Annotated in this window: 27 protein-coding genes; 6 read left to right on the top strand and 21 right to left on the bottom strand. The window is 41.0% G+C overall.

The features are described 5' to 3' along the window. Nucleotides 1-164: 164 nt before the first annotated feature. From SKA34_RS17360 to SKA34_RS17345, 4 genes are all read left to right on the top strand, one after another. On the top strand, nt 165-728 hold the full coding sequence (locus tag SKA34_RS17360) for a sigma-70 family RNA polymerase sigma factor (protein ID WP_006646817.1): 564 nt from the start codon (nt 165-167) through the stop codon (nt 726-728). Continuing rightward, nucleotides 721-1,437 carry a DUF3379 family protein gene (locus SKA34_RS17355; RefSeq protein WP_006646816.1) on the top strand — a complete coding sequence of 239 codons (717 nt, stop codon included), beginning with the start codon at nt 721-723 and terminating at the stop codon, nt 1,435-1,437. Before SKA34_RS17360 ends, SKA34_RS17355 begins: the two co-directional genes overlap by 8 nt. Nucleotides 1,438-1,702: 265 nt before the next feature. Further along, a complete protein-coding gene (locus SKA34_RS17350; RefSeq protein WP_006646815.1) occupies nt 1,703-2,956 on the top strand; it encodes an outer membrane protein transport protein in 1,254 nt (417 codons plus the stop codon). A 347-nt stretch (nt 2,957-3,303) separates the two neighbouring features. Beyond that, nucleotides 3,304-4,647 (top strand): outer membrane protein transport protein, encoded by a 1,344-nt coding sequence (locus tag SKA34_RS17345; protein ID WP_039860878.1) that lies wholly within the window; start codon nt 3,304-3,306, stop codon nt 4,645-4,647. Nucleotides 4,648-4,832: 185 nt separating this feature from the next. Here the strand turns inward: SKA34_RS17345 and SKA34_RS17340 are convergent, their stop codons facing one another. From SKA34_RS17340 to ccmA, 10 genes are all read right to left on the bottom strand, one after another. Then, nucleotides 4,833-5,639, bottom strand: coding sequence for an MlaA family lipoprotein (locus tag SKA34_RS17340; RefSeq protein ID WP_006646812.1), 807 nt, complete (start codon nt 5,637-5,639; stop codon nt 4,833-4,835). Nucleotides 5,640-5,707: 68 nt separating this feature from the next. After that, entirely contained in the window at nt 5,708-7,000 is a 1,293-nt protein-coding gene (gene ccmI, locus SKA34_RS17335) for a c-type cytochrome biogenesis protein CcmI (RefSeq protein WP_006646811.1), read from the bottom strand. Further along, nucleotides 6,997-7,512 (bottom strand): cytochrome c-type biogenesis protein, encoded by a 516-nt coding sequence (locus tag SKA34_RS17330; RefSeq protein WP_006646810.1) that lies wholly within the window; start codon nt 7,510-7,512, stop codon nt 6,997-6,999. Before SKA34_RS17330 ends, ccmI begins: the two co-directional genes overlap by 4 nt. Then, the gene (locus SKA34_RS17325) at nt 7,512-8,066 is read right to left on the bottom strand and encodes a DsbE family thiol:disulfide interchange protein (protein WP_005370356.1); all 555 of its coding nucleotides are present in this window, start codon (nt 8,064-8,066) and stop codon (nt 7,512-7,514) included. The genes SKA34_RS17330 and SKA34_RS17325 overlap by 1 nt, the downstream gene beginning before the upstream one ends. Next, nucleotides 8,059-10,041, bottom strand: coding sequence for a heme lyase CcmF/NrfE family subunit (locus tag SKA34_RS17320; RefSeq protein ID WP_006646809.1), 1,983 nt, complete (start codon nt 10,039-10,041; stop codon nt 8,059-8,061). The genes SKA34_RS17325 and SKA34_RS17320 overlap by 8 nt, the downstream gene beginning before the upstream one ends. Then, nucleotides 10,038-10,523: a cytochrome c maturation protein CcmE gene (gene ccmE / locus SKA34_RS17315; protein ID WP_006646808.1), complete on the bottom strand. Its 486-nt coding sequence runs from the start codon at nt 10,521-10,523 to the stop codon at nt 10,038-10,040. The genes SKA34_RS17320 and ccmE overlap by 4 nt, the downstream gene beginning before the upstream one ends. After that, a complete protein-coding gene (ccmD, locus tag SKA34_RS17310) occupies nt 10,520-10,726 on the bottom strand; it encodes a heme exporter protein CcmD (RefSeq protein WP_006646807.1) in 207 nt (68 codons plus the stop codon). The genes ccmE and ccmD overlap by 4 nt, the downstream gene beginning before the upstream one ends. A 7-nt stretch (nt 10,727-10,733) precedes the next feature. Next, on the bottom strand, nt 10,734-11,465 hold the full coding sequence (locus SKA34_RS17305) for a heme ABC transporter permease (RefSeq protein ID WP_006646806.1): 732 nt from the start codon (nt 11,463-11,465) through the stop codon (nt 10,734-10,736). Nucleotides 11,466-11,622: 157 nt separating this feature from the next. Then, on the bottom strand, nt 11,623-12,291 hold the full coding sequence (ccmB, locus tag SKA34_RS17300) for a heme exporter protein CcmB (protein WP_005370346.1): 669 nt from the start codon (nt 12,289-12,291) through the stop codon (nt 11,623-11,625). Between the two features lie 5 nt (nt 12,292-12,296). Next, the gene (gene ccmA, locus SKA34_RS17295; protein ID WP_006646805.1) at nt 12,297-12,947 is read right to left on the bottom strand and encodes a cytochrome c biogenesis heme-transporting ATPase CcmA; all 651 of its coding nucleotides are present in this window, start codon (nt 12,945-12,947) and stop codon (nt 12,297-12,299) included. Between the two features lie 115 nt (nt 12,948-13,062). Between ccmA and SKA34_RS17290 the strand changes: the two genes are divergently transcribed. After that, complete coding sequence (locus SKA34_RS17290) at nt 13,063-13,920, top strand: hypothetical protein (RefSeq protein ID WP_006646804.1); 858 nt, start codon at nt 13,063-13,065, stop codon at nt 13,918-13,920. 3 nt (nt 13,921-13,923) lie between these two features. Continuing rightward, a complete protein-coding gene (locus tag SKA34_RS17285; protein ID WP_006646803.1) occupies nt 13,924-14,232 on the top strand; it encodes an EscU/YscU/HrcU family type III secretion system export apparatus switch protein in 309 nt (102 codons plus the stop codon). 3 nt (nt 14,233-14,235) lie between these two features. Here SKA34_RS17285 and SKA34_RS17280 read toward each other — a convergent pair whose 3' ends face one another. The 11 genes from SKA34_RS17280 to flhF all read right to left on the bottom strand — a co-directional run. Further along, complete coding sequence (locus tag SKA34_RS17280) at nt 14,236-14,670, bottom strand: DUF2802 domain-containing protein (RefSeq protein ID WP_005370338.1); 435 nt, start codon at nt 14,668-14,670, stop codon at nt 14,236-14,238. Further along, nucleotides 14,670-15,164 (bottom strand): chemotaxis protein CheW, encoded by a 495-nt coding sequence (locus tag SKA34_RS17275; RefSeq protein ID WP_006646802.1) that lies wholly within the window; start codon nt 15,162-15,164, stop codon nt 14,670-14,672. Before SKA34_RS17275 ends, SKA34_RS17280 begins: the two co-directional genes overlap by 1 nt. 24 nt (nt 15,165-15,188) lie before the next feature. Continuing rightward, nucleotides 15,189-16,139, bottom strand: coding sequence for a chemotaxis protein CheW (locus SKA34_RS17270; RefSeq protein ID WP_006646800.1), 951 nt, complete (start codon nt 16,137-16,139; stop codon nt 15,189-15,191). Beyond that, nucleotides 16,132-16,908, bottom strand: a complete 777-nt coding sequence (locus SKA34_RS17265) for a ParA family protein (RefSeq protein WP_006646799.1) — start codon at nt 16,906-16,908, stop codon at nt 16,132-16,134. The genes SKA34_RS17270 and SKA34_RS17265 overlap by 8 nt, the downstream gene beginning before the upstream one ends. A gap of 10 nt (nt 16,909-16,918) precedes the next feature. Next, nucleotides 16,919-18,085, bottom strand: coding sequence for a chemotaxis response regulator protein-glutamate methylesterase (locus tag SKA34_RS17260; protein ID WP_006646798.1), 1,167 nt, complete (start codon nt 18,083-18,085; stop codon nt 16,919-16,921). A gap of 76 nt (nt 18,086-18,161) precedes the next feature. Beyond that, nucleotides 18,162-20,399, bottom strand: a complete 2,238-nt coding sequence (locus SKA34_RS17255) for a chemotaxis protein CheA (RefSeq protein ID WP_006646797.1) — start codon at nt 20,397-20,399, stop codon at nt 18,162-18,164. Between the two features lie 9 nt (nt 20,400-20,408). Continuing rightward, nucleotides 20,409-21,128: a protein phosphatase CheZ gene (locus SKA34_RS17250; RefSeq protein ID WP_006646796.1), complete on the bottom strand. Its 720-nt coding sequence runs from the start codon at nt 21,126-21,128 to the stop codon at nt 20,409-20,411. Between the two features lie 48 nt (nt 21,129-21,176). Next, a complete protein-coding gene (gene cheY / locus SKA34_RS17245; protein ID WP_006646795.1) occupies nt 21,177-21,560 on the bottom strand; it encodes a chemotaxis response regulator CheY in 384 nt (127 codons plus the stop codon). Nucleotides 21,561-21,612: 52 nt separating this feature from the next. Further along, nucleotides 21,613-22,335: an RNA polymerase sigma factor FliA gene (locus SKA34_RS17240; RefSeq protein ID WP_006646794.1), complete on the bottom strand. Its 723-nt coding sequence runs from the start codon at nt 22,333-22,335 to the stop codon at nt 21,613-21,615. Next, complete coding sequence (locus tag SKA34_RS17235; protein ID WP_006646793.1) at nt 22,328-23,218, bottom strand: MinD/ParA family protein; 891 nt, start codon at nt 23,216-23,218, stop codon at nt 22,328-22,330. Before SKA34_RS17235 ends, SKA34_RS17240 begins: the two co-directional genes overlap by 8 nt. Continuing rightward, the coding region (gene flhF, locus SKA34_RS17230) for a flagellar biosynthesis protein FlhF (RefSeq protein ID WP_006646792.1) at nt 23,211-24,746 on the bottom strand (1,536 nt) is incomplete at its 5' end. The genes flhF and SKA34_RS17235, both read right to left, overlap by 8 nt.

Genomic DNA, 24,746 nt, shown 5'->3' with positions numbered 1-24,746 from the left:
ATCTCGCTATCAGATGACGCAGTCACTATAACGCGCTGCTAGAATCAAATTTTGAACCAGATCAATTTTAGTGCGAATTCTCAGCTTAATTTAAAAAAAGAAGCGTAAACACCTATAGCTCTATCTATTTATAGGCTCTCGTAAGGACAACGACGGATATTGTCATGATCAAAAATTTTTTTGGTAAGAAAAAACATGATTCCTCGGTCTCTTTAAATATGGACAAACAAAGAAGATACGAGGCCCTTGTTAGGGCTTGGCATCGGGATCTCTACCGTTACGCATATTGGTTGTGCCACGACCAGCATATTGCTGAAGACTTGGTACAAGAAACATGCTTACGCGCATGGCGCTCCCTTGATAGCCTACAGGATGATAAAGCCGCTAAGGCATGGTTAATTACGATACTTCGGCGTGAAAACGCACGTCGGTTTGAAAGAAAGCAATTTGATCTGGTTGATATTGATGACCATGCAATTGCAGATTCCACCCCAAGTGTTGAAATGAATACAGAGCAACATATGCTCCAACGTTTAATCATGAATTTAGCACCAGAGTATAGAGAACCACTCATTTTACAGGTCATGGCTGGCTTTAATGGTGATGAAATTGCAGAGATCCTCGAACTAAACCGAAATACTGTGATGACTCGCTTATTTCGAGCCCGTAATCAATTAAAAGAGCAACTTGAAAACAAAGAGTCAAAAAGGGGGAATCAGAATGGATGAACTAGAATTTAGACGGAGATTATTAGCTGATCCACATGATAATGATCCCAAAGTGACGGCATGTAAACATCAATCTATCGCAAATAAAAAGTTTGCCGATGAATTACAACAGCTTGATATGCAATTAGAGCAAGCGCTAAAAGTCGATGTGCCTGATGATCTGGCTGATAGAATTTTATTTCATCAAGCTGGAGAAGAAACAAGCAAGAAAGGAATTCAGAGCTATTGGTCTTATGGCCTCGCAGCCTCTGTTGCTTTTGCTATAGGTCTCTTTTTTGGGCAAATGAATTTGTTACCAAGCCAACAACTGCCAATCAATAGTCTTGCCAATGTCGCGCTTGAACATGTTTCTTATGAAGCACAATTTGTTGATAACATTGATGAAAAAGCAACGTTGCAACAAGTAAATGCCAAACTGCAATCTTTTGGAACGGAAATGAAAGATTTACCTGGGCACATTTATTATGTGAATTATTGTGGCTTTGATGGCAAACGATCATTACATATAGTGGTGGACTCACCTCAAGGTAAAGTCACGGTATTTGTTGTTCCTACTCCAAGTCATACCATTTCTAACTCTAAAGACAATAATAATGAAAGTTTAGTCGTACCAATCAGAGAGGCAAGTTTGATTATTGTTGGCGATAAGGGTCAAAACTTAATGCCTGTTGCCAGTAAAATAAAAAACGACCTTAGCTGGGAAATCTAGTTTTCCTATTGATTTTAAGCCTTTCTTATAATGGCAACAAACGCTATGTTGCCGTTTTTTCATTTCTAACATCTGCTATAAAAAACAACCATAAATAACGATATTTGATACCAAAATCACTATAAATTTCGTTAACTTATATTTTTAACTAAACATAACACTGGTCAGATTTGCTCAATGCTTGACACCCCCTACAATCTCCGCAAATTAGCCAAAATAGCTAATAAAAAAACAATAATATATACAATTAGGAATAATTCTAAACATGAGCAAGAAGCAAATTTTCACCCGCACATTAATTACTGCTGCTATTACCTTAGCTTCATCACAATCTATGGCTGCAGGCTTTCAACTGAATGCACAATCAGCAACAGGGCTTGGACGTGCATTTGCAGGTGACGGTGTTATCGCAGACAATGCCTCAAGCATGGCAAAAAACGCAGCGTCAATGACACTATTTGATGCGCCTGCTCTTTCTCTTGGTGTTATCGCCATTGATAGCGATATAAAAGTTAAAGATACAAAATTCTCAACAAGTATGATGAGTGATTCTGTAAATGATGCATCAATTGGTGGTACAAGCTACGCACCAAACATTTACTACATTCAGCCAATTAACGAAAAATTATCTGTCGGTGCATCTCTATATTCTAATTTCGGAACCAAAACAGAATTCCCTTCCGATTATGGTAAACAAAGACTAATTGGCTTAAACGATCTCTTCGGTGGAATCACTGATGTAAAAAGCATAAACCTAGGTCTTAGTGCTGCTTATCGTCTAAGCCATCAACTAAGCATCGGTGGTGGCTTGGACGTAATTTACGGTCAAGGTAAACTTCAACGTGGCCGAAATAGCGCCATTCTAGGCGGTAAAGATGCTTTAAATATTGATGCTGATGGCGTAGCACTAGGCTTTAATCTAGGTACTATTTACGAGATAGATAAAAACAACCGTTATGGCCTATCTTACCGCTACAGCCCAACTCTTGAAGCCAAGGGTGACATGAGTTACGGAGGTAATGATATTGGTAATGAAAAACTTAAAATGCCGTTACCAGATATGGCTGAATTTTCTGGCTTTAACAAGCTAAACGATAAATTTGCAGTACACTACAGTATCCAATGGATCCGCTGGAGTGAATTCGACAAATTAGAAACAACAGGCGGTTCGTTCACAAAAGCTTACGAGTGGCAAGATAGTTGGCACTACTCAATTGGTGGCACTTACTACCTAAACAACAAGTGGACTCTTCGTGCTGGTTACATGTATGACACAAGTGCACAGAATGAACTAACGTCTATTTCTGTACCTGATTCAGATCGTAACTGGTTATCTAGCGGTTTTAGTTACCACCTAGACAGCAAGTCAACCATCGACTTTGGTGTAACTTACCTGATCGGTAAAGACGTTAAAGTAAACGAATCTCAGCCAGTACCAGTGTTAGGAAACGCCTCAGTTTCTGCCACAACTCGTGCGAATGCATGGTTGTACGGTCTACAGTACAGCCGTTCATTCTAATTTCAGAGTACACCTAATCGCTAAAATTAAGGAGCCGTTTGGCTCCTTTTTTGATCTTTTCTCCATCATCCCCCCCTTTTTTCATTATCATATATTCACTTTAGATGACCATGAGTTGTAAAAATAACAACCATAACAACGCAATAACTGGTACAAGTGTACGCTGAAAAAAGATCAGCCAGAAAATAGCGAACAAAAAATAACGGATATAAATCTTAAAAATATCATTTAATAGTTTATTACTTCAATAACGAGAATTCATAGCGATAAATCGTCACGTTATTAATTGTTAAGGGTATTATTCGCGACTTAGATTCAGCGAACAATTAGCGATTAATATAAAAATGATGAATAAAAATAAAATTACGTTATCTTTAACTGCTGCACTAGCATTAGGCATGAGCACTAACACCCTAGCAGCAGGTTTCCAATTAGCAGAATATTCCGCAACAGGCCTTGGTCGTGCATTTGCGGGCGAAGCGGCAATGGCTGATAATGCCAGCGCCCAATTCCGTAACCCTGCAATGCTGACATACCTTGAAGGTACGCAAATATCAGTGGGGGCAATTTACGTTGACCCAAATATTGATGTTAAAGGGAATCTACAGCTTAATGATCAAACTATAGATCAAACTGAATCGCGTGATATTGCTAATAGTGCCGTTATTCCCAATTTTTATATTTCTCGTCAATTGAACGATAAAGCAACATTAGGCCTATCATTTGGCACAAACTTTGGTATGCGTACTGATCTTGGTACTGACTTCACTGCGTCCATGTTCGGTAACCAAGCAGAAGTGCATACCGTTGAAATCAACCCTAACCTTGGTTACAAAATTAATGACCAATTTAGCGTCGGTGCCGGTGTACGTTATATTATGGCAAAAGGCCACTTCGGTGCAGCACTGCCAAGCGCACTTCCAGCAGCCGTTTCTGGAATGTTGTCACCGCAACAGAAATATATTTATGATCAAGGCTTAGCTAGTAAAAATCTTAAATATATGGAAGGCGAAGATAATGCATGGGGTTGGCAAGCAGGTGCTGCATGGCAAATTAACTCAGCAAACCGTATTGGCGTAAGCTATCGCTCAGCAGTTAACCTAAACCTTAGTGGTCACGCTAGCGGCCTTGCATACAACAACCAAACTTTACCGGGTTCATTACCGCTTGAACTTCCAGCATCTGCAGAGATTGCAACCTTCCACCAGTTAACCGATCAATGGGCTATTCATACCAGTATCAACTGGACAGATTGGAGCAGTTTTGAAAAATTAGAAGCGAATATCCCTGCTCTTGGGTCGCACAGTAACGATCTAATTAAAGAAGAAAACTGGAAAGACAACTACCGCTTTGCGATTGGTACTACTTACCAAGTAAACAGCAAACTAGCACTTCGCTCAGGTATAGCCTATGACATGGCCGCAGTTGATGAAGCCCACCGAACTCAAACCATTCCAGAAACAGATCGTACTTGGTTAAGTCTTGGTGCGGGTTACCAATGGTCTAAGAATTTAACATTAGATGCAGGCATTACCTACGTTTATGCGAAGAAAGCGCACCTAAACGAAACAGATAAAAATATTAATGGCCTAGCTAGCGGCCTACTTCAACAACCAACTAAACTTTCTTTCGCTGGCACAACATCTGGTGATGTATGGTTAGCTGGTGTGCAAGCAAGCTACCGTTTCTAAGTAAAATAAACTTTATTTTATAAAAAACGTCTCTAACTAAGAGGCGTTTTTTTGTTTATATTGATAAAAGTTCACTTTACCAATACACGCAGCCCAAATGACATTTTTAGCTCAAAACAATCTAGTTAAAAACTATACTACATATAAAAAGACCTCAATTAAGAGGTCTTTTTAGTCAACTAACGTTACTGATCATCAATTTCATCAAGATAACTATCATCAAAAGTATCTGCTTGTTGCTCTTGATCAACTTTGCCATCACTGGCGATAAAGTCTTTATATTGAACATATGCATCACGTGTAAATACATATGGATCGGGTGAGTTTTCTAGCATAGCTTCTTGTTGCACTAAAGCAGCGCGATCTTCCATCCCCTGAAAAAGCCATTTACCAAGTCCTTCCCAAACATTTAATAAGCTGAACATTGGGTAAAGTTCATCAGCAGTATCACCAAAACCTCGGAACGTCACTGGGCCATAAACAGGTAACATCAAATAAGGGCCATTTGGTACACCGTAATAACCTAACGTATCGCCAAATCGACGATCTGCTGGTTTATTTATATCAGCCGCTGATGCGATATCGATTAAACCACCCAATCCAAAAATTGTATTAATCCAAAAACGGTTAAAATGGGTGACCGCAGCTTTGCCATTTAACGACAGCAGGCTATTGACCATACTCGCGGGCTCATCTAAATTCGATAAAAAATTCATGATGCCTTTACGAACAGGCGTTGGCGTGTAATTAACATATGCCATTGATACTGGACGGGCTACATACGGGTCTAAATAGTTAAAATTGAGATCCCACATAGCACGGTTAAACCCCTCTAAAGGGTCATAAACGCCATTACTAGCACTATTACTGTCAGCATCAATATGATCAGTAATATTGTTTGAGGTAATTTGTTTTGACGGTTCATCTTGGGTTTGCGCACAACCGACTAACCCCAGAGAAAGCCAAATTATAAGTAATAAAATTCTATTCAAAACATATATCCAATAAAAAGCAGGCTGGACAATAATATCCAGCCTGCACTATTTGTTCCAGTATTGAATTAATATTGTCTATTAATTAATACTTTTGTCTCACCACCAAGCATCACTTTCTGGCTTTCACCATACCAGTCACCTTGTTTCGTCATGACGTTACCATCACTATCAATACGAGCACGGACAATCATTTCAGATAATGACGATAGCTTGCGCTGCGGCATCATGCTGTCTTTATCCGTTAACGTAATCGTTAGTGGGAAAGGCGTTGTCAGTGGTAGCTTTACCGCCGCAATTGGCATTGGTGCACCATCAGCGCTATGAACAGAAATAATAATATCGCCCTGCTTTGGCATCACTACGTTTGGCGTTAGTGAAATTGTCGCCACTACCTGCTGCTTTGCTTGTTCAGCACTAGCTTTTGGTGCAGCTTCTGCTGTCACTGACGCAGCTGAACCATTTGCTATTGCCTTCGCTTTATCATCAGCATTTAAACGTTCTTTTGCGCGTTCGATACTACGTTCAAGCATAGGTGCACGCGAATCATCCGGTCCGATAAGTTTCTTCATCATCGTCCAGTAAGCAATCGCTTGTTCAAATTTATTTTGCTCAAACGCATCGAAAGCTAATAGCGATAATGCTTGCACATTAGTATGATCTTTCTTAATGACATTACGTAATAACTGACGAGCCATATCACTTGCGCCTGGCTTACCACTTAGCATTAATGACTGTGCATAACCTAACTGAATGTCCCCATCGACAGGATTTAAGTCATAGGCTTTTTTCATTGCCATTTCAGCAGTTTCACCATCACGGTTTGCCATTGCGATACGCCCTAACAATAACCATCCCATAGGATCATCACCGTCATCGTGCAATTTAGTACGTAATGCTAAAGTCAGATCAGACATATCTTGATCAGACAGTGGTTCATTGGCTGCATTATCACCCAGTAAGCGTTGAGAAAGTTGAGGAAGACGATTTACCGCATCATGCCACGCTTCTACTTTCTGAATCCCCCCCACAGAGGCGTACATGCCATAGCTCACACCAACAATTAAGATAATGCCAGGTAGCAACATCCCAGCGCTAACATGAACAGATTTCTTCACTTCACTTTCAGGTATATCATCTAACAGTGACTGTTGAAGCTCAGAAACTAATTCTTGGCGATTCTCAACCAAGCCCTCTGAAGATTCGTGTTCCAGTTCATGAATACGATCTTTAAAGAATGCTTTGTTCAATTCATCTCGGCTTGCTACATCATCGTACTCTTTACCATACAACATAGGCACAGCAAAAAATGCTATCGCAATAAGCACTAAGACTGCAGTTATAATCCAAAACAGCGTCATTTGTTTACCTTTGATTGAGTATCAACACTTTCAGCATCTTGCTGTTCCATCTCTGCAAGCAGTGCTTTTAATCGTTTAGCTTCTTCCTCATCTAATTGAGCCTGCTCAACTTTTTTGCCGTTTTTACGCGTACGATAAACCAGAACAGTAAAGCCAATAACGATAAACAGAATAGGACCAACCCATAAAATTGCAGTCGAAGCTGTCATCGGCGGATTGTACGTAACAAAGTTACCGTAACGCGCAATCATGTAATCAATAATTTGCTGACTGGTTTTGCCTTCTTTAAGAAGCTCAAATGTTTTCTGGCGCATATCTTGCGCTAAGGTCGCATTTGAATCAGCAATATTATTGTTCTGACACTTAGGGCAACGTAATGTTGCTGTTAACTCTTGGAACTGCTTTTCTTGTTCCGCATTTTTAAAGTCATAAACATCAATCGATGCAAATGCTGGTAACGCCGCGGTTAACGCAATCGTTGCAGCTATAACAAGGGCAAATAAACGTTTCATTAACCTTTTGCCTCCGCTTTTAACTTGTTGTACAACGGTTCAAGCGTTTCCTTCCAATTTTCAGGGTTAACATCACCCACATGGCGGTAACGAATAATACCGTTAGCATCAATAAGGAATGTTTCTGGTGCACCATATACACCTAAATCCATACCTAACATACCGTTACCATCATAAAGTGTATGTAAATAAGGATTACCCAATTCAGTTAACCAACCAATTGCTTTCTCACGCTGATCTTTGTAGTTAAGACCAATGATTTTAACGCCTTGTTTCGCTAACGTATTTAAGTATTGGTGCTCTGCATAACATGTCGGACACCATGTCGCCCAAACGTTAAGCAATAATGGCTCACCTTTGAAAATCGTTTGTTGATACTCTTTTCCTGGTTGAAACAAATCTTCTAATTTAAACGTTGGAACCGGTTTGCCAACCAATACCGATTCTAATTTTGTTGGATCATCACCATCAGCATTGCGGGTTAACTGCACCATAAACATAATAACCAGTGCAATGAACAGGACTAACGGAATAAAGAGGAATTTCTTATTCATGGGTTAATTTTTCCTCTGACGATTTATTACTCACTGTTGCAGGTTTGCGGAAACGGTAACGTTTATCGCTGATCGCTAATGCACCACCTAGCGCCATAAACAATGCACCCGCCCACATCCAGTTCACAAATGGTTTGTAGTAAATACGAACAGCCCATGCGCCATCACCAAGCTTCTCACCCATAGCAACATATAAGTCACGAGTAATACCGCTATCAATTGCCGCTTCTGTCATCATAGAGCCAGCAACACTGTAGAAACGTTTTTCTGCATGCAGTGTTGTTACGTTAATACCACGACGGCTAATATTGAAATCAGCAATATAACCGTCATAGTTAGGACCATCTGCATCACGTAATCCAGCAAAATGGAAATCATAACCTTTCACATTAACAGACTGACCCGGCGCTAAACGTAAATCACGTTCGATATCGTAGTTAGATACTAGCGTGATACCAATAATAGATATCGCTAAACCTATATGGCCTAACACCATTGCCCAATGGCTACGACCTAATTTACCTAAGCCATCAACAAATGTATGGCGGTGTGTCGCACGCTCGAATAACTCAAAGCCATGCATAACAATGATCCAAACAGCCATCATCATCCCTAACACCGCAAGCGGTTCAACCACACTTGCCGTAAAGTAAATAACAAGGTATGAAAATGGAATCGTGATCAGTGCCGAAATAATCATTGGCTTGCGAACATGTTTGAAATTATCGCGCTTCCAACGAACAAGAGGACCAATACCCATAATAAAGGCAAACGGAATCATCAACCATGTAAATAGCATGTTGAAGAAAGGTACACCGATAGAAACAGAGCCTAAACCAATTTGCTTATGTACTAATGGTAATAATGTACCAATAAGTACAACCATTAAGCCTGCAATAAGTAAAATATTGTTTGCTAGTAATAGGTTTTCACGTGAAAACAAGCTGTAGTTACCACGAGAACGGATTTGACCACCACGTAATGCATACAGTAGTAAAGAACCACCGATAACAACCACAAGAAAACCAAGAATAAACATACCGCGAGCCGGATCTGATGCAAATGCGTGTACAGAAACCAATACGCCCGAACGAACTAAGAACGTACCTAATAGGCTTAATGAGAATGCAGAGATCGCAAGCAGTACCGTCCACGCTTTAAATGTGCCACGCTTTTCTGTTACCGAAAGCGAGTGCATTAACGCAGTACCTGCAAGCCATGGCATAAATGATGCGTTTTCTACTGGATCCCAGAACCACCAGCCACCCCAGCCAAGTTCGTAGTAAGCCCACCATGAACCTAGTGCAATACCTACTGTTAGGAATGACCATGCAGCGATTGTCCATGGACGAGACCAACGTGCCCAAGCTGTATCTAAACGACCAGTCATTAACGATGCAATAGCAAAAGAGAACGCAACAGAGAAACCAACATAGCCCATGTAAAGCATTGGCGGGTGAATAATTAGACCCGGATCTTGCAATAACGGATTTAGATCTCGACCTTCAACAGGGAATATCGGTAGCGTACGTAAAAACGGGTTAGAAGTAATGACGATAAACAGTAAGAAACCCACTGAGATCATACCCATTACCGATAAGACACGAGAAACAGATTCTAGTGGCATATCACGGCTAAAACGCGCAACGGCAGCAGCCCAACCCGCTTGGATAAGCACCCAAAGCAGTAATGAACCTTCGTGCGCGCCCCATACCGCTGTAATGCGATAATACCACGGTAATAAACTTGTCGAGTTACTGGCTACATACGCAACAGTAAAATCATTGTTATAAAATGACCAACATAAAATAACAAAAGATAAAGATAAGAAAGCAAAAATACCGTATGCCAATGGTCGTGCCATTCGCATCATTGCTTGGTTACCGACTGCAGCGCCATATAGCGGATAAATACTGGCCAGTACCGATAAGGCGAGGGCAGTAATAAGGGCAAAATGGCCTATTTCAGGGATCATTGAGCACTACCTTGTAGTTGTTCTTCAGTATATTGAAGTTTTGAGTGATTTTTCTTCATCGCATCAGCGACTTCAGGCGGCATATAATTTTCATCATGCTTAGCCAGTACTTCGTGTGCTTTTATTGTTGTTGGACCAACGAGTACACCTTGCGCGACAATACCCTGCCCTTCGCGGAAGAGATCAGGCAAAATACCATCATAAGTTACAGTCACTGAAGGGCCTACATCAGCCACTTTAAAGCTCACTTCTAAAGATTCAGGATCACGCTTCACAGAACCTTTCACCACCATGCCACCAATACGTAAACGCTGACCAACTTCTGGTTTAGTGCCATCAGGCTTACCATTAACAAGTTCTGTTGGTGTGTAGAATAAATCCATATTTTGATTCAACGCATATAGCACTAAACCAATAGTAGCACCAAGGCCTAAAACAAGCGCCAATACTAAAGCGAAGCGCTTCTTACGTCTTGGATTCATAAGGTATTCTCCATCTTTTTCGCATTTTTAATACGTTGTTCACGTGCGATTTTATTTTTAATATCACCTAATACGCGACGATGAGTAGCCATACTAGAAAAGAGGATCCATAGCATCGCCACAAATGAGATGCCAAATGAACTCCATACATAAGCAGCGTAGCCACCCATTGCAAAAAAGTCGCTCATAGAATCAAAATGCATACTAACCTCACTTCACTAGCTCACGCACCCAAGGGCGGTGACTTTCGCGAATCAGAATTTCATTACGAAGGCGGATCATAGTCACCACACCAAAGAAACAAGCAAAACCGATAATACCAATCAGCAACGGCCACAGCATATCTGTTGACATAGAAGGCTTGGCAAATTTAGTAATGGTTGCACCTTGGTGAAGGGTATTCCACCACTCAACAGAAAAGTGAATGATCGGTATATTGATCACACCAACAATCGCCAGAATACTCGCCGCTTTGGCCGCTGTTTTTTGATCATCAAAAGCGTTATACAACGCAATAACACCAAGATATAAAAATAGAAGAATGAGTTCAGATGTTAAACGCGCATCCCATACCCACCATGTGCCCCACATTGGCTTGCCCCAAATAGCACCAGTGATCAGTGCAATAAAGGTAAACACCGCACCAATTGGCGCCATCGCAGCAGCAGCCATATCCGATAATCGAATCTGCCACACTAAACCGATGAACGCAGCAATAGCCATTGATACATAAGCGCCCATAGACCAAATTGCAGCTGGAACATGCAAGTAAATAATTCTAAAGCTGTCACCCTGTTGATAATCTGCTGGCGCATACATTAAGCCCCAAATAGAACTGACAACAATGGCAATTAAGCTAATAATGGAAAACCAAGGGAGTAACTTACCGCACAAGCGATAGGTATTCTCGGCTTTAGCGTAGGGATGTAACCACTTCCACATAATGCTTTCTACTCGTTATATAGTTATAAATACGTCATTAAAGCCAAGTTCAGTCACAAAGTAATAGGATTTTGTGTCATCACTTAACCTTATAAATTTCTACCTGTTGGTTGGATAAATCAGCAAAATGGAAGACATCATCGCTCCCACTCTTGATTTAGTTCACACTGATCCTTAGCGAGGCCGCAACCGCAAACGGTGCTAAAGTCAAAGACGCCACCAACATTGCCGCCATTAATGCTAGTTGCCCGTTATATGCCATCCCTAGGCCTGCAGCTTCTATTGCAGAGGTGGCGAATATAAGCACAGGTATATATAAAGGTAATATGAGCAGGCTCAATAAAACGCCACCTTTTCGTAATCCAACAGTTAACGCAACACCAATTGCCCCTAAAAAGCTTAATGTTGGTGTACCCACTAGCAATGTGAGTACAACAGCTACCCATGTATCCCAGTTTAGGGATAATAAAATCGCTAATAAGGGACTAATAAGAATAAGTGGTAGACCTGTCAATAACCAATGCGCTAGCATTTTTGCAAATGCGGATACCGCTAATGGTGTCGGCATTAATAACATTTGCTCAAGCGAACCATCTGCATAATCATCACGGAACAGGCGTTCCATTGATAATAACGCCGCTAACAATGCTGCCACCCAAATGATCCCAGGAGCTATACGTGCAAGCAATTTAGGCTCTGGACCGATACTTAATGGAAATAAAGTGATCACAATAATAAAGAACCACAATGGATTCATTACATCTGCACGTCGACGAAAAGCAATTAACAATTCACGACGAATAATTTGAACAATAGAATTAAGCACCGTGATCACTGCCCTAACTTAATTTTTCGTAAATGATTACTATCTGTAAACATATCTTGGTGCGTGGTTAATAACACCATGCCACCACGTTCAACATGAGATAAAAACAAGTTTTCAAGTACCTTGACACCTTGCTTATCAATCGCCGTTAATGGCTCATCAAGCACCCATAACTTATGATTACTTAACCATAAACGCGCTAATGCAACACGGCGTTGCTGACCTGCCGATAATTGCCCTGCTGGAACATCTTCACGTCCAGCTAACCCGACATGCGCCAATGCTTGCCATAATGCGTCCTCACCCATAACTTGTGATGAACCCTTGAGATCTGAGCCCTGATTACATTTATGCATTGCTTGAAAAAAAGCCAAGTTCTCAAAGGCGGTAAGTTCACGCTTTACACCAGTTTGATGACCAAGAAACAACAACTCTTGATGGTAATCTTCTCGTGCAACCTGAATATCTTCTTGATTCCACAATACTTGTCCACTATCAGCGCGGCCTAACCCAGAGATGATACGTAACAGTGTAGTTTTACCTGCACCATTATGGCCTTCAATTTGAACTAACTCGCCACTTGATATAGTAAAACTGAGTTCATCAAACAATAAACGTTCGTCACGAACACAGCTTAAGTCTGCTACAGACAACATATAAATGATGTATCCTAGATGTCACAAATCAGTCCGCATGATACCACAATGGCTAATAATTTAGCTAAACTACGGACATATTCATCGTTAGCTAACGTAAGTAAATGTGAAAAGAATGCGCATCAATTCAACGCCATCTAATCCCCCTAGCCCAGTAAAATCGGCTCAAATTGAGAAACCTTTATCCGGTAATATAAATAGCCAATCGCCGTTATTTAATAGCCCTGGAGGAAAAGAGCAAAATCTTATTTCTCAATTACCGCAATTATTGTTATCCATAAACAGCTTGCAACGTTTTGTCACACTTTTATCTACCCCGTTAGACTCAGGTACAGCTAAATTAGTCCCCCCCTCTAACAGCCTGAATACTATTTTCCAGCAGCTTTTTGCACCTCAAAATCAAGCTAGCTTAATCCATTGGTTACAGCAAGGTGGAGAACGAAGACCTTTAGCTCAGTTATTACAGCAACTATCTCAACCACAAAGCCTGTTAAACCAATGGTTAAAAACGTTAAGCCCTGAACAACAGCAAGATATTCCCGCTCTTTTAAGGCTTGCCGCTGAACAACGAGGACCTGAAATACAACGTACACAAGATACCAATAGCATTTATCTACAATGGCCGATAAATAACAACCAATCTATTGATATTAAAATAAAAAATGAGCATGAAGATTCAAGCTCAAATGCCGTCAAGAATATCAATTCCTGTTGGACGGTCAAATTGGCATTACCTATTGGTGCAATAGATATACTAAATGTTACAGCCCAATGGAAAAACAGCACATTAACAACTCTATTCGAAACAATTAATCCATTGTTGTTACATAAAATAGAGCAGGTATCACCGCTACTTTTTTCTCGTATGGCTCAGTTAGGAATTAACTGCGAATCCCCTAAATTTCTGAAAGCTTCAGATAAAGAGTCTAATGACAATCTAGCCACTTCTAATGGCTTATTGATTAAGGTCTAATTAATGACAACAGATAAAAAAACAACCACGCATGCGATTGCACTTAAATATGATGGTGAAAAGTCACCTTATATTACTGCCAAAGGCCACCAGCAATTGGCTGAACATATTATTGAACAAGTGAAACAGCACGGAGGCTTAATTCATCAAGATCCCGTACTGGCAAAATATCTAAATAGCTTTGATGTCGGCGATGACATCCCACAAGAGTTATATTTGATTATTGCCGAACTGATTGCCTTTTCATGGTACCTCAACGGAAAAACCCCTCCAGGATGGGAAGGGCTTGAAGATATTGATATATCGGTATAACGATTAACGTCGACGGTGTTTTTGCATCGTCTGCTGTAAGCGAAGCAGTAGTTCAGCTTCTGCTTTAGGTAAATCACACTCATTCATCAGTTCATGTACATCAGCACCCAACTCTACCATTTTACTGGCACGACTATATAAACGCCCTTCGGGATCGTTCATCATGATCTCTGTTTGACGATCTTCAACGACTTCTAACTGATGTGACATATCAGCCAATTTGTGGCTCATACCCATTGTACCTGCACGCAATTCATTGAACTCTTTATTCAAGCGTTCATTTTGAAGACGGGCATTTTTCAATACAGTTTCAATGGCGGCAAATTTTGTTTCTAAACTCCGTCGCGCTTTACGCTCGCGAAGCAATAACACAGTAAAGATTATAACCGCTAAGACACTAATTACAGTAGGTATCCACTGTAGCAGAACAGTATTCATTACAAGTACGCCATCTCATCCCATTCTTCATCAGATAAAAGCTTATTAAGATCAACTAAGATAAGTAATTTCCCTTCACGGTTACTTACGCCTTGAATAAACTTAGCACTCTCTTCGGTACCCACACTTGGTGTGCTATCAATTTCAGAACTACGTAGATAAACAACTTCAGCAACACTATCGACAAGAATACCAATCACTTGTTTTTCTGCTTCAATGATAACAATACGTGTATTGTCAGATATCTCACCTGGGACTAATCCAAAACGAGAGCGAGTATCGATAACAGTAACGACATTGCCGCGAAGATTAATAATACCGAGCACATAATCAGGTGCACCTGGAACTGGCGCGATTTCTGAGTAGCGCAAAACCTCACGGACTTGCATAACATTAATACCGTAAGTCTCATCTTCTAGCTGAAATGTCACCCATTGCAGAACCTGATCATTCGCTCCGTCTTTTTGGATCTCAGCGATATTTACCTGTGACATGCTATTCCCTCTTAAGGTCCTGTATTACACAATACTATTTACATCCAATCCATTGTTTAGCATCGTAATCAACGCCTTAACATGAATAAGTGCACACATTTTATCTTTTACCATACCCGCAAGCCAAGGCCGTTTTCCTGCCTTCTCTCGCCAGCGAATATCATTTCCATTCAACACCTTGGTTCCGTGCAGTTTATCGCTAGCAAGCCCCCATTGGCTATCGCCAAGCATCACAATATAACGATAATTATCACGATACTCATCACCAACGAGCTTCTCTGGCATAACCCAACGTGCGGTGTCAACCACATCTAACTTTTGCTCGCGTGTTGACTGTAAGCCCAAATACCAATTGGGACGTCCGAGTAAACGATTAAGTTCGCCAAGTTGATGAATACCACCCAACTCAGTGAGCGCAACGGCAAATGTCACACCATTAACTTCAAAAAATAGAGCTTGAAACGCTTGCTCCATCCCATGATGTGCCCACTGTTCTGGAGGAATTAACCCTGTATCTTCAGCAATTGTAGTGTTCTCAACAACCTCTATTTCAACGGTATATTCCGCTATATTCTCAGCACTAGCACACGTAGGTTCTACTTCTTTAATAGAAGTTAGTTGCTCTGGTATTACTTGTTCTGTTTTTGAAAAAATTTGTTGTGAACTTGCAGTTTGTACGGCATTTTCCTGAATATCATCAACATAATTTTCATCAACCTTACTCAATAATCGTTCAATATCTTGTCGATTTGACGACTCTGCATAATCAACAGCAACATTAGGCTGTGGCTTTGATACATTTAACTTAGGTTGAATTAATGTAGGTGCTACTTCAACATTTTCAATACTTAGTTTATCGACATCTAAAACAGGATCTTGAATCTCCGCAGATACAGCAACTTCATTTGATTCTTCTAATAAATCAAAAAAATAATCATCTAAGGCTTGATCACTTGAAAGTGGCTTACTATGCATGATTGTCTAACCGTTCTACATATTTTAATAACGTTTTATAAGCAAAAACACCACGACAGTTTCGGGCATATAATGATGGTGGCATATGTTTTATACTGGCATCGCGAAACTTTGTATCAATAGGTACCGCTGACGCCCAAACTTGTTCAGGGAAACGAACCTTAAGTTCTTGCAACGTTTGGAGTGATGCCCGTGTTCGTTTATCGTACATGGTCGGAACAATCGTGACATTAAAACCAGACGGCTTAGAACGCTGCATAATTTGTAACGTTCTCATCATTCTTTCTAAGCCTTTCATGGCTAAAAACTCTGTTTGTACTGGAATAAGAATACGATCGCTCGCCGCCAATGCATTGACCATCATAACCCCCAAAATGGGTGGGCAATCTATCAGTACATAATCATAGTCATCAACCAAGCTATGTAGGGCTTTTTTTAACACTAACCCCATACCGCTCCGATTTCCCATGACACGATCAAGTGTTGCCAGTGACATATGAGCAGGAATAATATCAATATTATTAAATGCAGTTTTAAGAATAAGTGGTTTTACACTGGCTTTATTCACTGCGGGTAATTGAAACAAATCAAATAAACTGGCGGGTACTTGCTCTGAATCAAAATTTAAATACGTTGTTAACGATGCGTGTGGGTCGGTATCGACTAATAAAACACGCTTATTTTGCTCACTCAGCAATCCTGCTAATGTAATCGTGGTTGTGGTTTTCCCCACCCCACCTTTTTGATTAGCAATACTCCAAACAATCACCCCTTGATCCTCACTGTAAACCTAATTCGATTAACATACATTCAGCAATACGATCTAAAGGTAAGTCATGGCTTGATATGCCCGCTTTAGCAACGGCTTGAGGCATACCGTATACCACACAACTGTCTTCATCTTGCGCCCAAATAGTTGAACCACTATTTTTTAGCATTCTTGCACCATCTCGACCATCAGCTCCCATGCCAGTTAATACCATGGATAGGACTTTATCTTGATATACTTTGGCCGCAGAACCAAATGTAACATCAACGCATGGCTTATAATTCATGCGCTCGCCGCTATCAATAATACGTAACCTTGATGCACCAGGTCGACCATCAAGCATCATTTGTTTACCGCCTGGAGCGAGATACGCCATACCAGGTTTCAACATATCTCCATTTTCCGCTTCTTTCACTCCGATTTTGCACAGCTGATCTAATCGTGCAGCAAAAGCTGCTGTAAATGTCGCGGGCATGTGCTGAATAAGAACTATCGGATATGGAAAGTTAGCGGGTAGCTGAGTCAATATTTTTTGTAATGCGACAGGGCCCCCAGTGGATGTACCAATGGCAACAATCTGGTATTTTTTTCCTGACGCTTTAAAACGTAATACAGGTTTTACAACATATACACGCGCACCTCTTGAAGATGAAATGGATGAAGGTTCAGCCTGCAGGCGTGACGTTAGCGGTGGTTTCGTCGTCGATGTCTGAGTGTTTGTTAATGGCGATGATGGAATAGATGTTGAACGTGTAGTAGCACTTCGACGCATAAAAATACGTTTACGTGCCAGCTCGGCAACACGTTTTTGAAGCAGTTCAACGGCTTCATCACGATTTCGCGCAATATCTTCAAATTTCTTTGGCAAGAAATCTAACGCACCAGCATCAAGTGCATCAAGCGTCGCTTTTGCACCATCGTGAGTTAACGAAGAGAACATTAAGATCGGAGTCGGTGAAACTTTCATGATCTCGCGAACGGCTGTAATACCATCCATCACGGGCATTTCGATGTCCATTGTGATCACGTCTGGTTGCAGTTTTTGGGTTAACTCTACCGCTTCTTTGCCATTAACGGCATTGCCAACAACTTCTAGCCGACTATCAGCATTAATTATTTCACTTACTCTTCGACGGAAAAAACTTGAGTCATCAACTACTAATACTTTAACTGCCATGTTACTTTCATCCCGTTGAAACGCTTAAACAAAGGGGGTCATCGCCCCCCTCTTTTATTATTATTTGTCGTGCTAATTAATGACCAGCGTAGTGTTTTAATAAGCTAGGCACATCAAGAATTAATGCAATATGACCATCACTGGTAATTGTTGCACCAGCCATACCTGGCGTACCTTGAAGTAAGCTATCTAGTGGTTTTATCACGACTTCTTCTTGACCAATTAAGGTATCAACCACAAAACCAATTCGCTGATGACCAATTTGAACAATAACGACATGACCATGGCCACGATCTTTATTTGTACCGACAGTCATATTTGACAACCAATCTTGTAGATAAAACAGGGGGATCGCTTTATCACGAACAATAATCGTTAATTGACCATCTACAGTATTGGTTTTATTCAAATCAAGGTGGAATATTTCATTAACACTCGCCAATGGCAATGCAAATGGTTGTTCACCTACACCTACCATTAGTGTCGGTAAAATAGCGAGTGTTAACGGTACTTTAATATCAATTCGAGTGCCTTTGCCTAGCACTGAATCAATATGAATTGAACCATTGAGCTGATTAATCCCTGTTTTTACAACATCCATTCCTACACCACGACCAGAAATATCAGAGATTTCTTTTTTGGTCGAGAAGCCAGGCGCAAAAATGAGATTATACGCTTCATTGTCAGTAATACGAGAAGCGGCATCAGCATCCATCACACCGCGCTCAACTGCAATGCTGCGGAGCTTTTCTGCATCCATACCGCCACCATCATCTTCGATGGTAAGTAAAATATGATCGCCTTCTTGTGATGCTGAAAGTAATACTGTTCCGGTGCGAGGCTTACCTACCAGCTCACGAACATCTGGCATTTCAATACCATGATCTACAGAATTTCGTACTAAGTGAACTAGAGGATCAGCAAGAGCTTCCACTAAGTTTTTATCTAAATCTGTTTCCTCACCGCGCATTTCCAGTACGATATCTTTCTTTAAGCTACGCGCTAAATCACGTACAACACGAGGAAAACGACCAAATACTTTCTTAATTGGCTGCATGCGCGTTTTCATCACAGCGCCTTGAAGATCTGCCGTTACAACATCAAGATTTGATACTGCTTTCGACATTTCTTCATCATTGGTGTTTAAACCAAGGCTAACTAAACGATTTCGTACTAAAACCAATTCACCGACCATATTCATAATGGTATCAAGCGTTGAGGTATCAACACGCACTGTCGCATCCGCTTGTGGTTTTGACTTCTCTTTGACCGCAACAGGTTTAGCTGAGCGCTCTGCTGGCGGTTGATGCACTGCAGGAGTGGGGGTGACCATCGCTGTTGATTGAGCCGAAGGAACAGTTGCTTCAATTTCGGTTAAATCATTCGCTGTTGATTGTGCAGCAGACGCTTGTTCTTCTAGAGATGGGCTTTTACCGGCACCATGCAATTCATCAAGTAGACGTTCAAATTCATCATCTGTCATCAAATCATCACTATCACCGGCACCTGTATCTTCAGGCACGGTAGATGATGGTGTTACTGATGATGATATTGAAGATGATGGTATTGCAACATCTGATGCTGGCGTATCACTGTTCCCCGGCCCTTTACCAGAACCGTGTAATTCGTCTAATAAACGTTCGAATTCATCATCAGTAATATCACCGCTATCAAAATTTAATTGTGCATCTACATTATTTGGCGCAGTTGGTTCTGGTGTCGTTGGCTTAGATGGGCTTTGGCCTGTACCATGAAGTTCATCGAGTAAGCGATCAAACTCATCTTGCGTCATGTCATCAACACTGCTACCGGTAGTAACATTATCATTATTTGATGTGATCGCAGGTTCTGGCGTGACCTCTGCAATAATATCAACCGATGGAACTTCAGCGGGCTTATAAATAGGAGCTAGTTCATCTGCTGTTGCTGGCTGGCTATAATAATGTAAGGCGTCTAATAAACGTTGCTCGGCACGATCAAGAGGCTGATGCTCTTTCACTTGTTCAAACATCACATTGATACAGTCAAGCGCTTCTAAAATAACATCCATCAACTCAGATGTTACGCTACGCTTGCCTGTTCGCAGTAAATCAAAAACGTTTTCAGCACCGTGACAAGCATCAACCAGTTCGGTTAAAGAAAGAAATCCTGCACCACCTTTAACCGTATGGAAACCACGGAAAATAGCATTCAATAACTCAGAATCATCGGGGCTTCGTTCAAGCTCTACCAATTGTTCAGAAAGCAATTCAAGAATTTCACCTGCTTCTATTAAAAAGTCCTGCAGGATATCTTCGTCTAAATCAAAGCTCATAAATTTCCCCTAAAATCCAAGACTCGAAAGTAAATCATCAACATCATCTTGTGATTCAACAACATCATTTCGTTGCTCTGGATTAATGATTGGCCCTTCAGGCTTTAAGGCGTCTCTTTTATCATCAATCACAGTATTCGCGTCTTGCTCCATGCCAAAAGCTTTTAGAATTTCAACTAACCTATCTTCAACTTCATGAACTAACTCAATGACTCGTCGAATGATTTGTCCAGTGAGATCTTGATAGTCCTGAGCCATAAGGATGTCAGTAAGATGGGTACGCAGCGTACTACTATCACCTTCAACTTGAACAAGTAATAAATCAATATCGTGGCATAATGTTTTAAATTCACTAAGACCAATCTTACCTGCCATTAATTGCTGCCACTGAGGGTGTACTTGCAATAACGTGTTATGCAGTTTATCAGCAATAGGTAACGTACTTTCAACGGCATCCATCGTTTTATTTGCAGCTTGCTCCGTCTTATCGATGACATAAAGCAATCGTTCACGAGCATCAGGAATATCAGTTTTCGCTAAATCGTTAACCCTGGGGTCAAGGCGAAAATTAATTAAAGAATCATGCAACTGGCGAGTAATTTTACCCACCTCTGCAAACATTGGTTCATGGCTATCGGCAACTAATGTTTGTACAAGCGAATTGGCTTCAGCTTGTTGTCCATTTTCTAGCAAGCTGACAAGCTGTTTTGCCTGTTCAAGTGAAATCATGCTTCTTTATCGTCCTTATGCACTACTGATGGTTATTGTTAGCGATCGTTACTGCAAACGTTCGAAAATTTTATCCAATTTTTCTTTCAACGTTGCTGCAGTAAATGGTTTAACAATATAACCATTAACACCTGCTTGTGCGGCTTCAATGATCTGCTCACGCTTTGCTTCAGCAGTAATCATCAATACAGGTAAGTGCTTCAATTGATCATCAGAACGAATATGACGAAGTAAATCAATACCTTGCATTCCAGGCATGTTCCAATCCGTTACAACGAAGTCGAAATCACCCTTTTTAAGCATTGGTAAAGCGGTTAATCCATCATCTGCTTCTAAGGTGTTGTTAAAACCTAAATCACGAAGCAGGTTTTTAACAATACGGCGCATTGTTGAGAAGTCATCAACAATGAGAATTTTCATGTTTTTATTCAAGTTTGCCTCCACTGAGAGCCAGTGTTCTTCTAGTTCTAAAAATAAATAATTATTAAGCAGTCCATGCTGTTAATTTTGCACGTAATCGCTGCATTGCTTGGCTGTGTATCTGACAAATTCGTGATTCACTAACACCGATTACCGCACCAATTTCTTTTAAATTAAGCTCTTCGTCGTAATAAAGTGATAACACTAACGCCTCTCGCTCTGGGAGGGTTTTTATCGCTTCAGCCAATGACGCACGAAAGTTATCATCAACAACACCTTGAAAGGGGCTATTTTCACCAATACTTTCTTCATTAGCGACGGTATCTTCTGCCACCCCAAGATCACTAATACCGACTAAGCGTCCACAATTAACATCATTTAATGCTTGATGGTACTGTTCTAAAGGCATATCGAGATATTGCGCAATTTCTTGGTCATTAGGATCACGCCCCAATTCATTTTCAAGGTGAGATATCGCTTCACTTATCTTTCGGCTATTTTTATATACCGATCGAGGAACCCAATCACCACGACGAATATCATCAAGCATTGCCCCACGAATACGAATTCCGGCAAACGTTTCAAAGCTTGCTCCTTTCGTAGGATCGTAATTTTGTTGCGCTTCAAGTAAACCAATCATGCCTGATTGAATTAAATCTTCCACTAAAACACTCGGCGGTAAACGAACCATTAAGTGATGAGCAATACGTTTAACTAACGATGAGTAACGTTCGATAAATGCTTGTGGACTCTGCTGGTATTGACCATAAGCCATCGCTTTATTCACTGTATGGCACCTCCATGGCCTGAGAACGTTTTATTAATAAACGCTCAACAAAAAACTCAAGATGTCCACCAGGGTTATGTGGAACAGGCCACGTCATCGCTTTGGTTGATAATGAATTCAACGCCAATGCAGCAGGGCTACGAGGGAAAGCTTCCACCACTATTTTTTGGCGCTTAACGGCTTGTCGAACATTATCATCAAGCGGAATACACGCCACGAGCTCTAAATTAGCATCTAAGAATCGTTCAGTAACACGCGTCAATTTAGTAAACAGATCGCGTCCTTCACGGTAACTACGCACCATATTCGCAACAATTTTAAAGCGTTGAACATCATATTCACGGCTTAAAATTTTAATCAATGCGTAAGCATCCGTAATTGATGTTGGTTCATCACAGACAACAACTAGTACATCTTGCGCAGCGCGAGCAAAACTAAGCACCATGTCTGAAATACCTGCAGCGGTATCTACCAATAGAAAATCAAGATCGTCTTGTAAATTACCAAAAGCTCGAATTAACCCAGCATGCTGTGCTGGTGTTAACTCTGCCATATTTTGAGTACCCGAAGCAGCAGGAATAATTTTTAACCCGTATGGGCCTTCAATAATGATATCTTCCAGCTCACAGATACCCGCCAAAACGTGAGATAAGTTACGCCCAGCACGAAGTCCCAGCATCACATCAACGTTCGCAAGGCCAAGATCAGCATCCAATACCATGACGCGCTTACCTTGACGTGCCATCGACATCGCCATATTTAGCGTAACATTGGTTTTACCGACACCACCTTTACCACCGGTTACAGTAATCACTTTGGTTGAGGTTAACTGAGTCATTCGACGTAAACCGCTTGCTTGATCGTACATTCTGCTCTCAATCATAATAATCTGCCGCCTTATTATCTGAACTATCACTAGACCAGAAATGTGATTGCTGGCTTATCTCTATCTCCAATAATTCATTAGCACGTGAAACTATGTAGTTCCCCGATGCTATTTTGATATCTTCTGGTACACGCTGACCATCCGCTAAATAAGCGATAGGTAATGCATTTTGAATCGCCACGCAGATGATCTCACCTAAACTTAATGACTCATCAAGCTTTGTTAATACACAACCAGAAAGCGGAATACGACGAAAATGTTCAATCGTTTCCTGCAACACTCGACGCTGTGATGTCGCTGGCATCACTAAGTAGCTACGAATATGCGCTCCGCTGTTTTTCATTAATGTGTCTAGCTGTTCAGATAACCGAATATCACGCTGCCCCATCCCTGCGGTATCAAGCAATACCAATCGACGATGTCGCAACTGATGTAAGATATCGGCAAGTTCTTCAGCATCTTTAGCAACTCTTACCGGACAACCCATAATTCGACCATAAGTCGCTAATTGCTCATGAGCACCAATACGATATGTATCTGTCGTCACTAGAGCAATTTGCTCAGGACCAAACTCCATTGCCGCACGTGCAGCTAACTTGGCAATTGTTGTGGTTTTACCTACACCTGTTGGGCCTAATAAAGCCACCACACCACCAGTGTCTAAAATACAATCATCGGTAGTAATAATTTGATCCGATAACAAATCAAGTAATGCAGGCCATGCTTCATTCGGTTGAATATCTTCAGGGATATAACACGCTAATTGATCGGCTAATTGCTCTGATAACCCCATTTTTTCAAGACGTTTTATCATCATGGCGCGCATTGGTTCGCGGCGCTCAACTTCTTGCCACATTAAGCCTGATAGCTGATGTTCTAATAAGCGACGTATAGAGTTCATTTCAGATCGCACTTGATCCAACTCATCTTTACTAGGTTGTGCTTTAGACTCGTAACGAGAAGGATCTAATCGTGGCTTTTGCGGTGACTGCTCACGTCCATTCATACCATGATCATGGTTATTTAATAACCCACGGCCGACTGATAGATCGCGTTCATATTGCTTTGATGATGGGCGACGGTAATCCCCGATATCTAAATCATGCTTATTCGTTTCAGGCTGACGACGCTGAAATAATGGTGAGGTTGATGATGGAGCATCTGCAAAATGTTGGTCAGAGTAACGAGAGTATCCGCCAGCCTTTTGTTGCGATGCTCGTTCATTTTGTGAACTGTAGGTTGGCTTATTGTCATTTCGAAATGCATTCACTTCTGAATATAAGCTGTGACTATCCCCTTGCTCGCGCAATTTAGATTGGCGATCAAGTAATGCACTAAGAGAATCAACCTCATTAGGTTGCTCATTTTGCTCTTGGGTGGAGGCATAGTTTTGTAACACGCTAGCAAATTTCTGCGCCGTGGATTGGTTCAACTGTACCTTATCATCAGCAAGTTTACGTCTTGCTTGACTTAACCCTTGAGAAACTTCGTCACGAGAGCGATGCTGAGTATTTGACGCTGCTGG

Origin of the sequence: Photobacterium sp. SKA34 (assembly GCF_000153325.1) — a bacterium.
In the GTDB taxonomy this organism is placed as follows: domain Bacteria; phylum Pseudomonadota; class Gammaproteobacteria; order Enterobacterales; family Vibrionaceae; genus Photobacterium.
The sequence above is the reverse complement of the archived record's forward strand: the minus strand, read 5'-3'. Positions and strand labels throughout refer to the sequence as shown.

What these genes read in the sequence shown, in the direction of transcription:
- SKA34_RS17355 (WP_006646816.1), top strand. Translation starts at nt 721, where the DNA reads ATGGATGAACTAGAATTTAGACGGAGATTATTAGCTGATCCACATGAT.
- SKA34_RS17345 (WP_039860878.1), top strand. Translation starts at nt 3,304, where the DNA reads ATGAATAAAAATAAAATTACGTTATCTTTAACTGCTGCACTAGCATTA.
- SKA34_RS17320 (WP_006646809.1), bottom strand. Translation starts at nt 10,041, where the DNA reads ATGATCCCTGAAATAGGCCATTTTGCCCTTATTACTGCCCTCGCCTTA.
- ccmA (WP_006646805.1), bottom strand. Translation starts at nt 12,947, where the DNA reads ATGTTGTCTGTAGCAGACTTAAGCTGTGTTCGTGACGAACGTTTATTG.
- SKA34_RS17280 (WP_005370338.1), bottom strand. Translation starts at nt 14,670, where the DNA reads ATGAATACTGTTCTGCTACAGTGGATACCTACTGTAATTAGTGTCTTA.
- SKA34_RS17255 (WP_006646797.1), bottom strand. Translation starts at nt 20,399, where the DNA reads ATGAGCTTTGATTTAGACGAAGATATCCTGCAGGACTTTTTAATAGAA.
- SKA34_RS17275 (WP_006646802.1), bottom strand. Translation starts at nt 15,164, where the DNA reads ATGTCACAGGTAAATATCGCTGAGATCCAAAAAGACGGAGCGAATGAT.
- SKA34_RS17235 (WP_006646793.1), bottom strand. Translation starts at nt 23,218, where the DNA reads ATGATTGAGAGCAGAATGTACGATCAAGCAAGCGGTTTACGTCGAATG.
- SKA34_RS17360 (WP_006646817.1), top strand. Translation starts at nt 165, where the DNA reads ATGATCAAAAATTTTTTTGGTAAGAAAAAACATGATTCCTCGGTCTCT.
- SKA34_RS17290 (WP_006646804.1), top strand. Translation starts at nt 13,063, where the DNA reads ATGCGCATCAATTCAACGCCATCTAATCCCCCTAGCCCAGTAAAATCG.
- SKA34_RS17250 (WP_006646796.1), bottom strand. Translation starts at nt 21,128, where the DNA reads ATGATTTCACTTGAACAGGCAAAACAGCTTGTCAGCTTGCTAGAAAAT.
- SKA34_RS17325 (WP_005370356.1), bottom strand. Translation starts at nt 8,066, where the DNA reads ATGAATAAGAAATTCCTCTTTATTCCGTTAGTCCTGTTCATTGCACTG.
- SKA34_RS17285 (WP_006646803.1), top strand. Translation starts at nt 13,924, where the DNA reads ATGACAACAGATAAAAAAACAACCACGCATGCGATTGCACTTAAATAT.
- ccmI (WP_006646811.1), bottom strand. Translation starts at nt 7,000, where the DNA reads ATGACGCTGTTTTGGATTATAACTGCAGTCTTAGTGCTTATTGCGATA.
- SKA34_RS17330 (WP_006646810.1), bottom strand. Translation starts at nt 7,512, where the DNA reads ATGAAACGTTTATTTGCCCTTGTTATAGCTGCAACGATTGCGTTAACC.
- ccmE (WP_006646808.1), bottom strand. Translation starts at nt 10,523, where the DNA reads ATGAATCCAAGACGTAAGAAGCGCTTCGCTTTAGTATTGGCGCTTGTT.
- SKA34_RS17260 (WP_006646798.1), bottom strand. Translation starts at nt 18,085, where the DNA reads ATGGCAGTTAAAGTATTAGTAGTTGATGACTCAAGTTTTTTCCGTCGA.
- ccmD (WP_006646807.1), bottom strand. Translation starts at nt 10,726, where the DNA reads ATGCATTTTGATTCTATGAGCGACTTTTTTGCAATGGGTGGCTACGCT.
- SKA34_RS17305 (WP_006646806.1), bottom strand. Translation starts at nt 11,465, where the DNA reads ATGTGGAAGTGGTTACATCCCTACGCTAAAGCCGAGAATACCTATCGC.
- SKA34_RS17270 (WP_006646800.1), bottom strand. Translation starts at nt 16,139, where the DNA reads ATGCATAGTAAGCCACTTTCAAGTGATCAAGCCTTAGATGATTATTTT.
- SKA34_RS17350 (WP_006646815.1), top strand. Translation starts at nt 1,703, where the DNA reads ATGAGCAAGAAGCAAATTTTCACCCGCACATTAATTACTGCTGCTATT.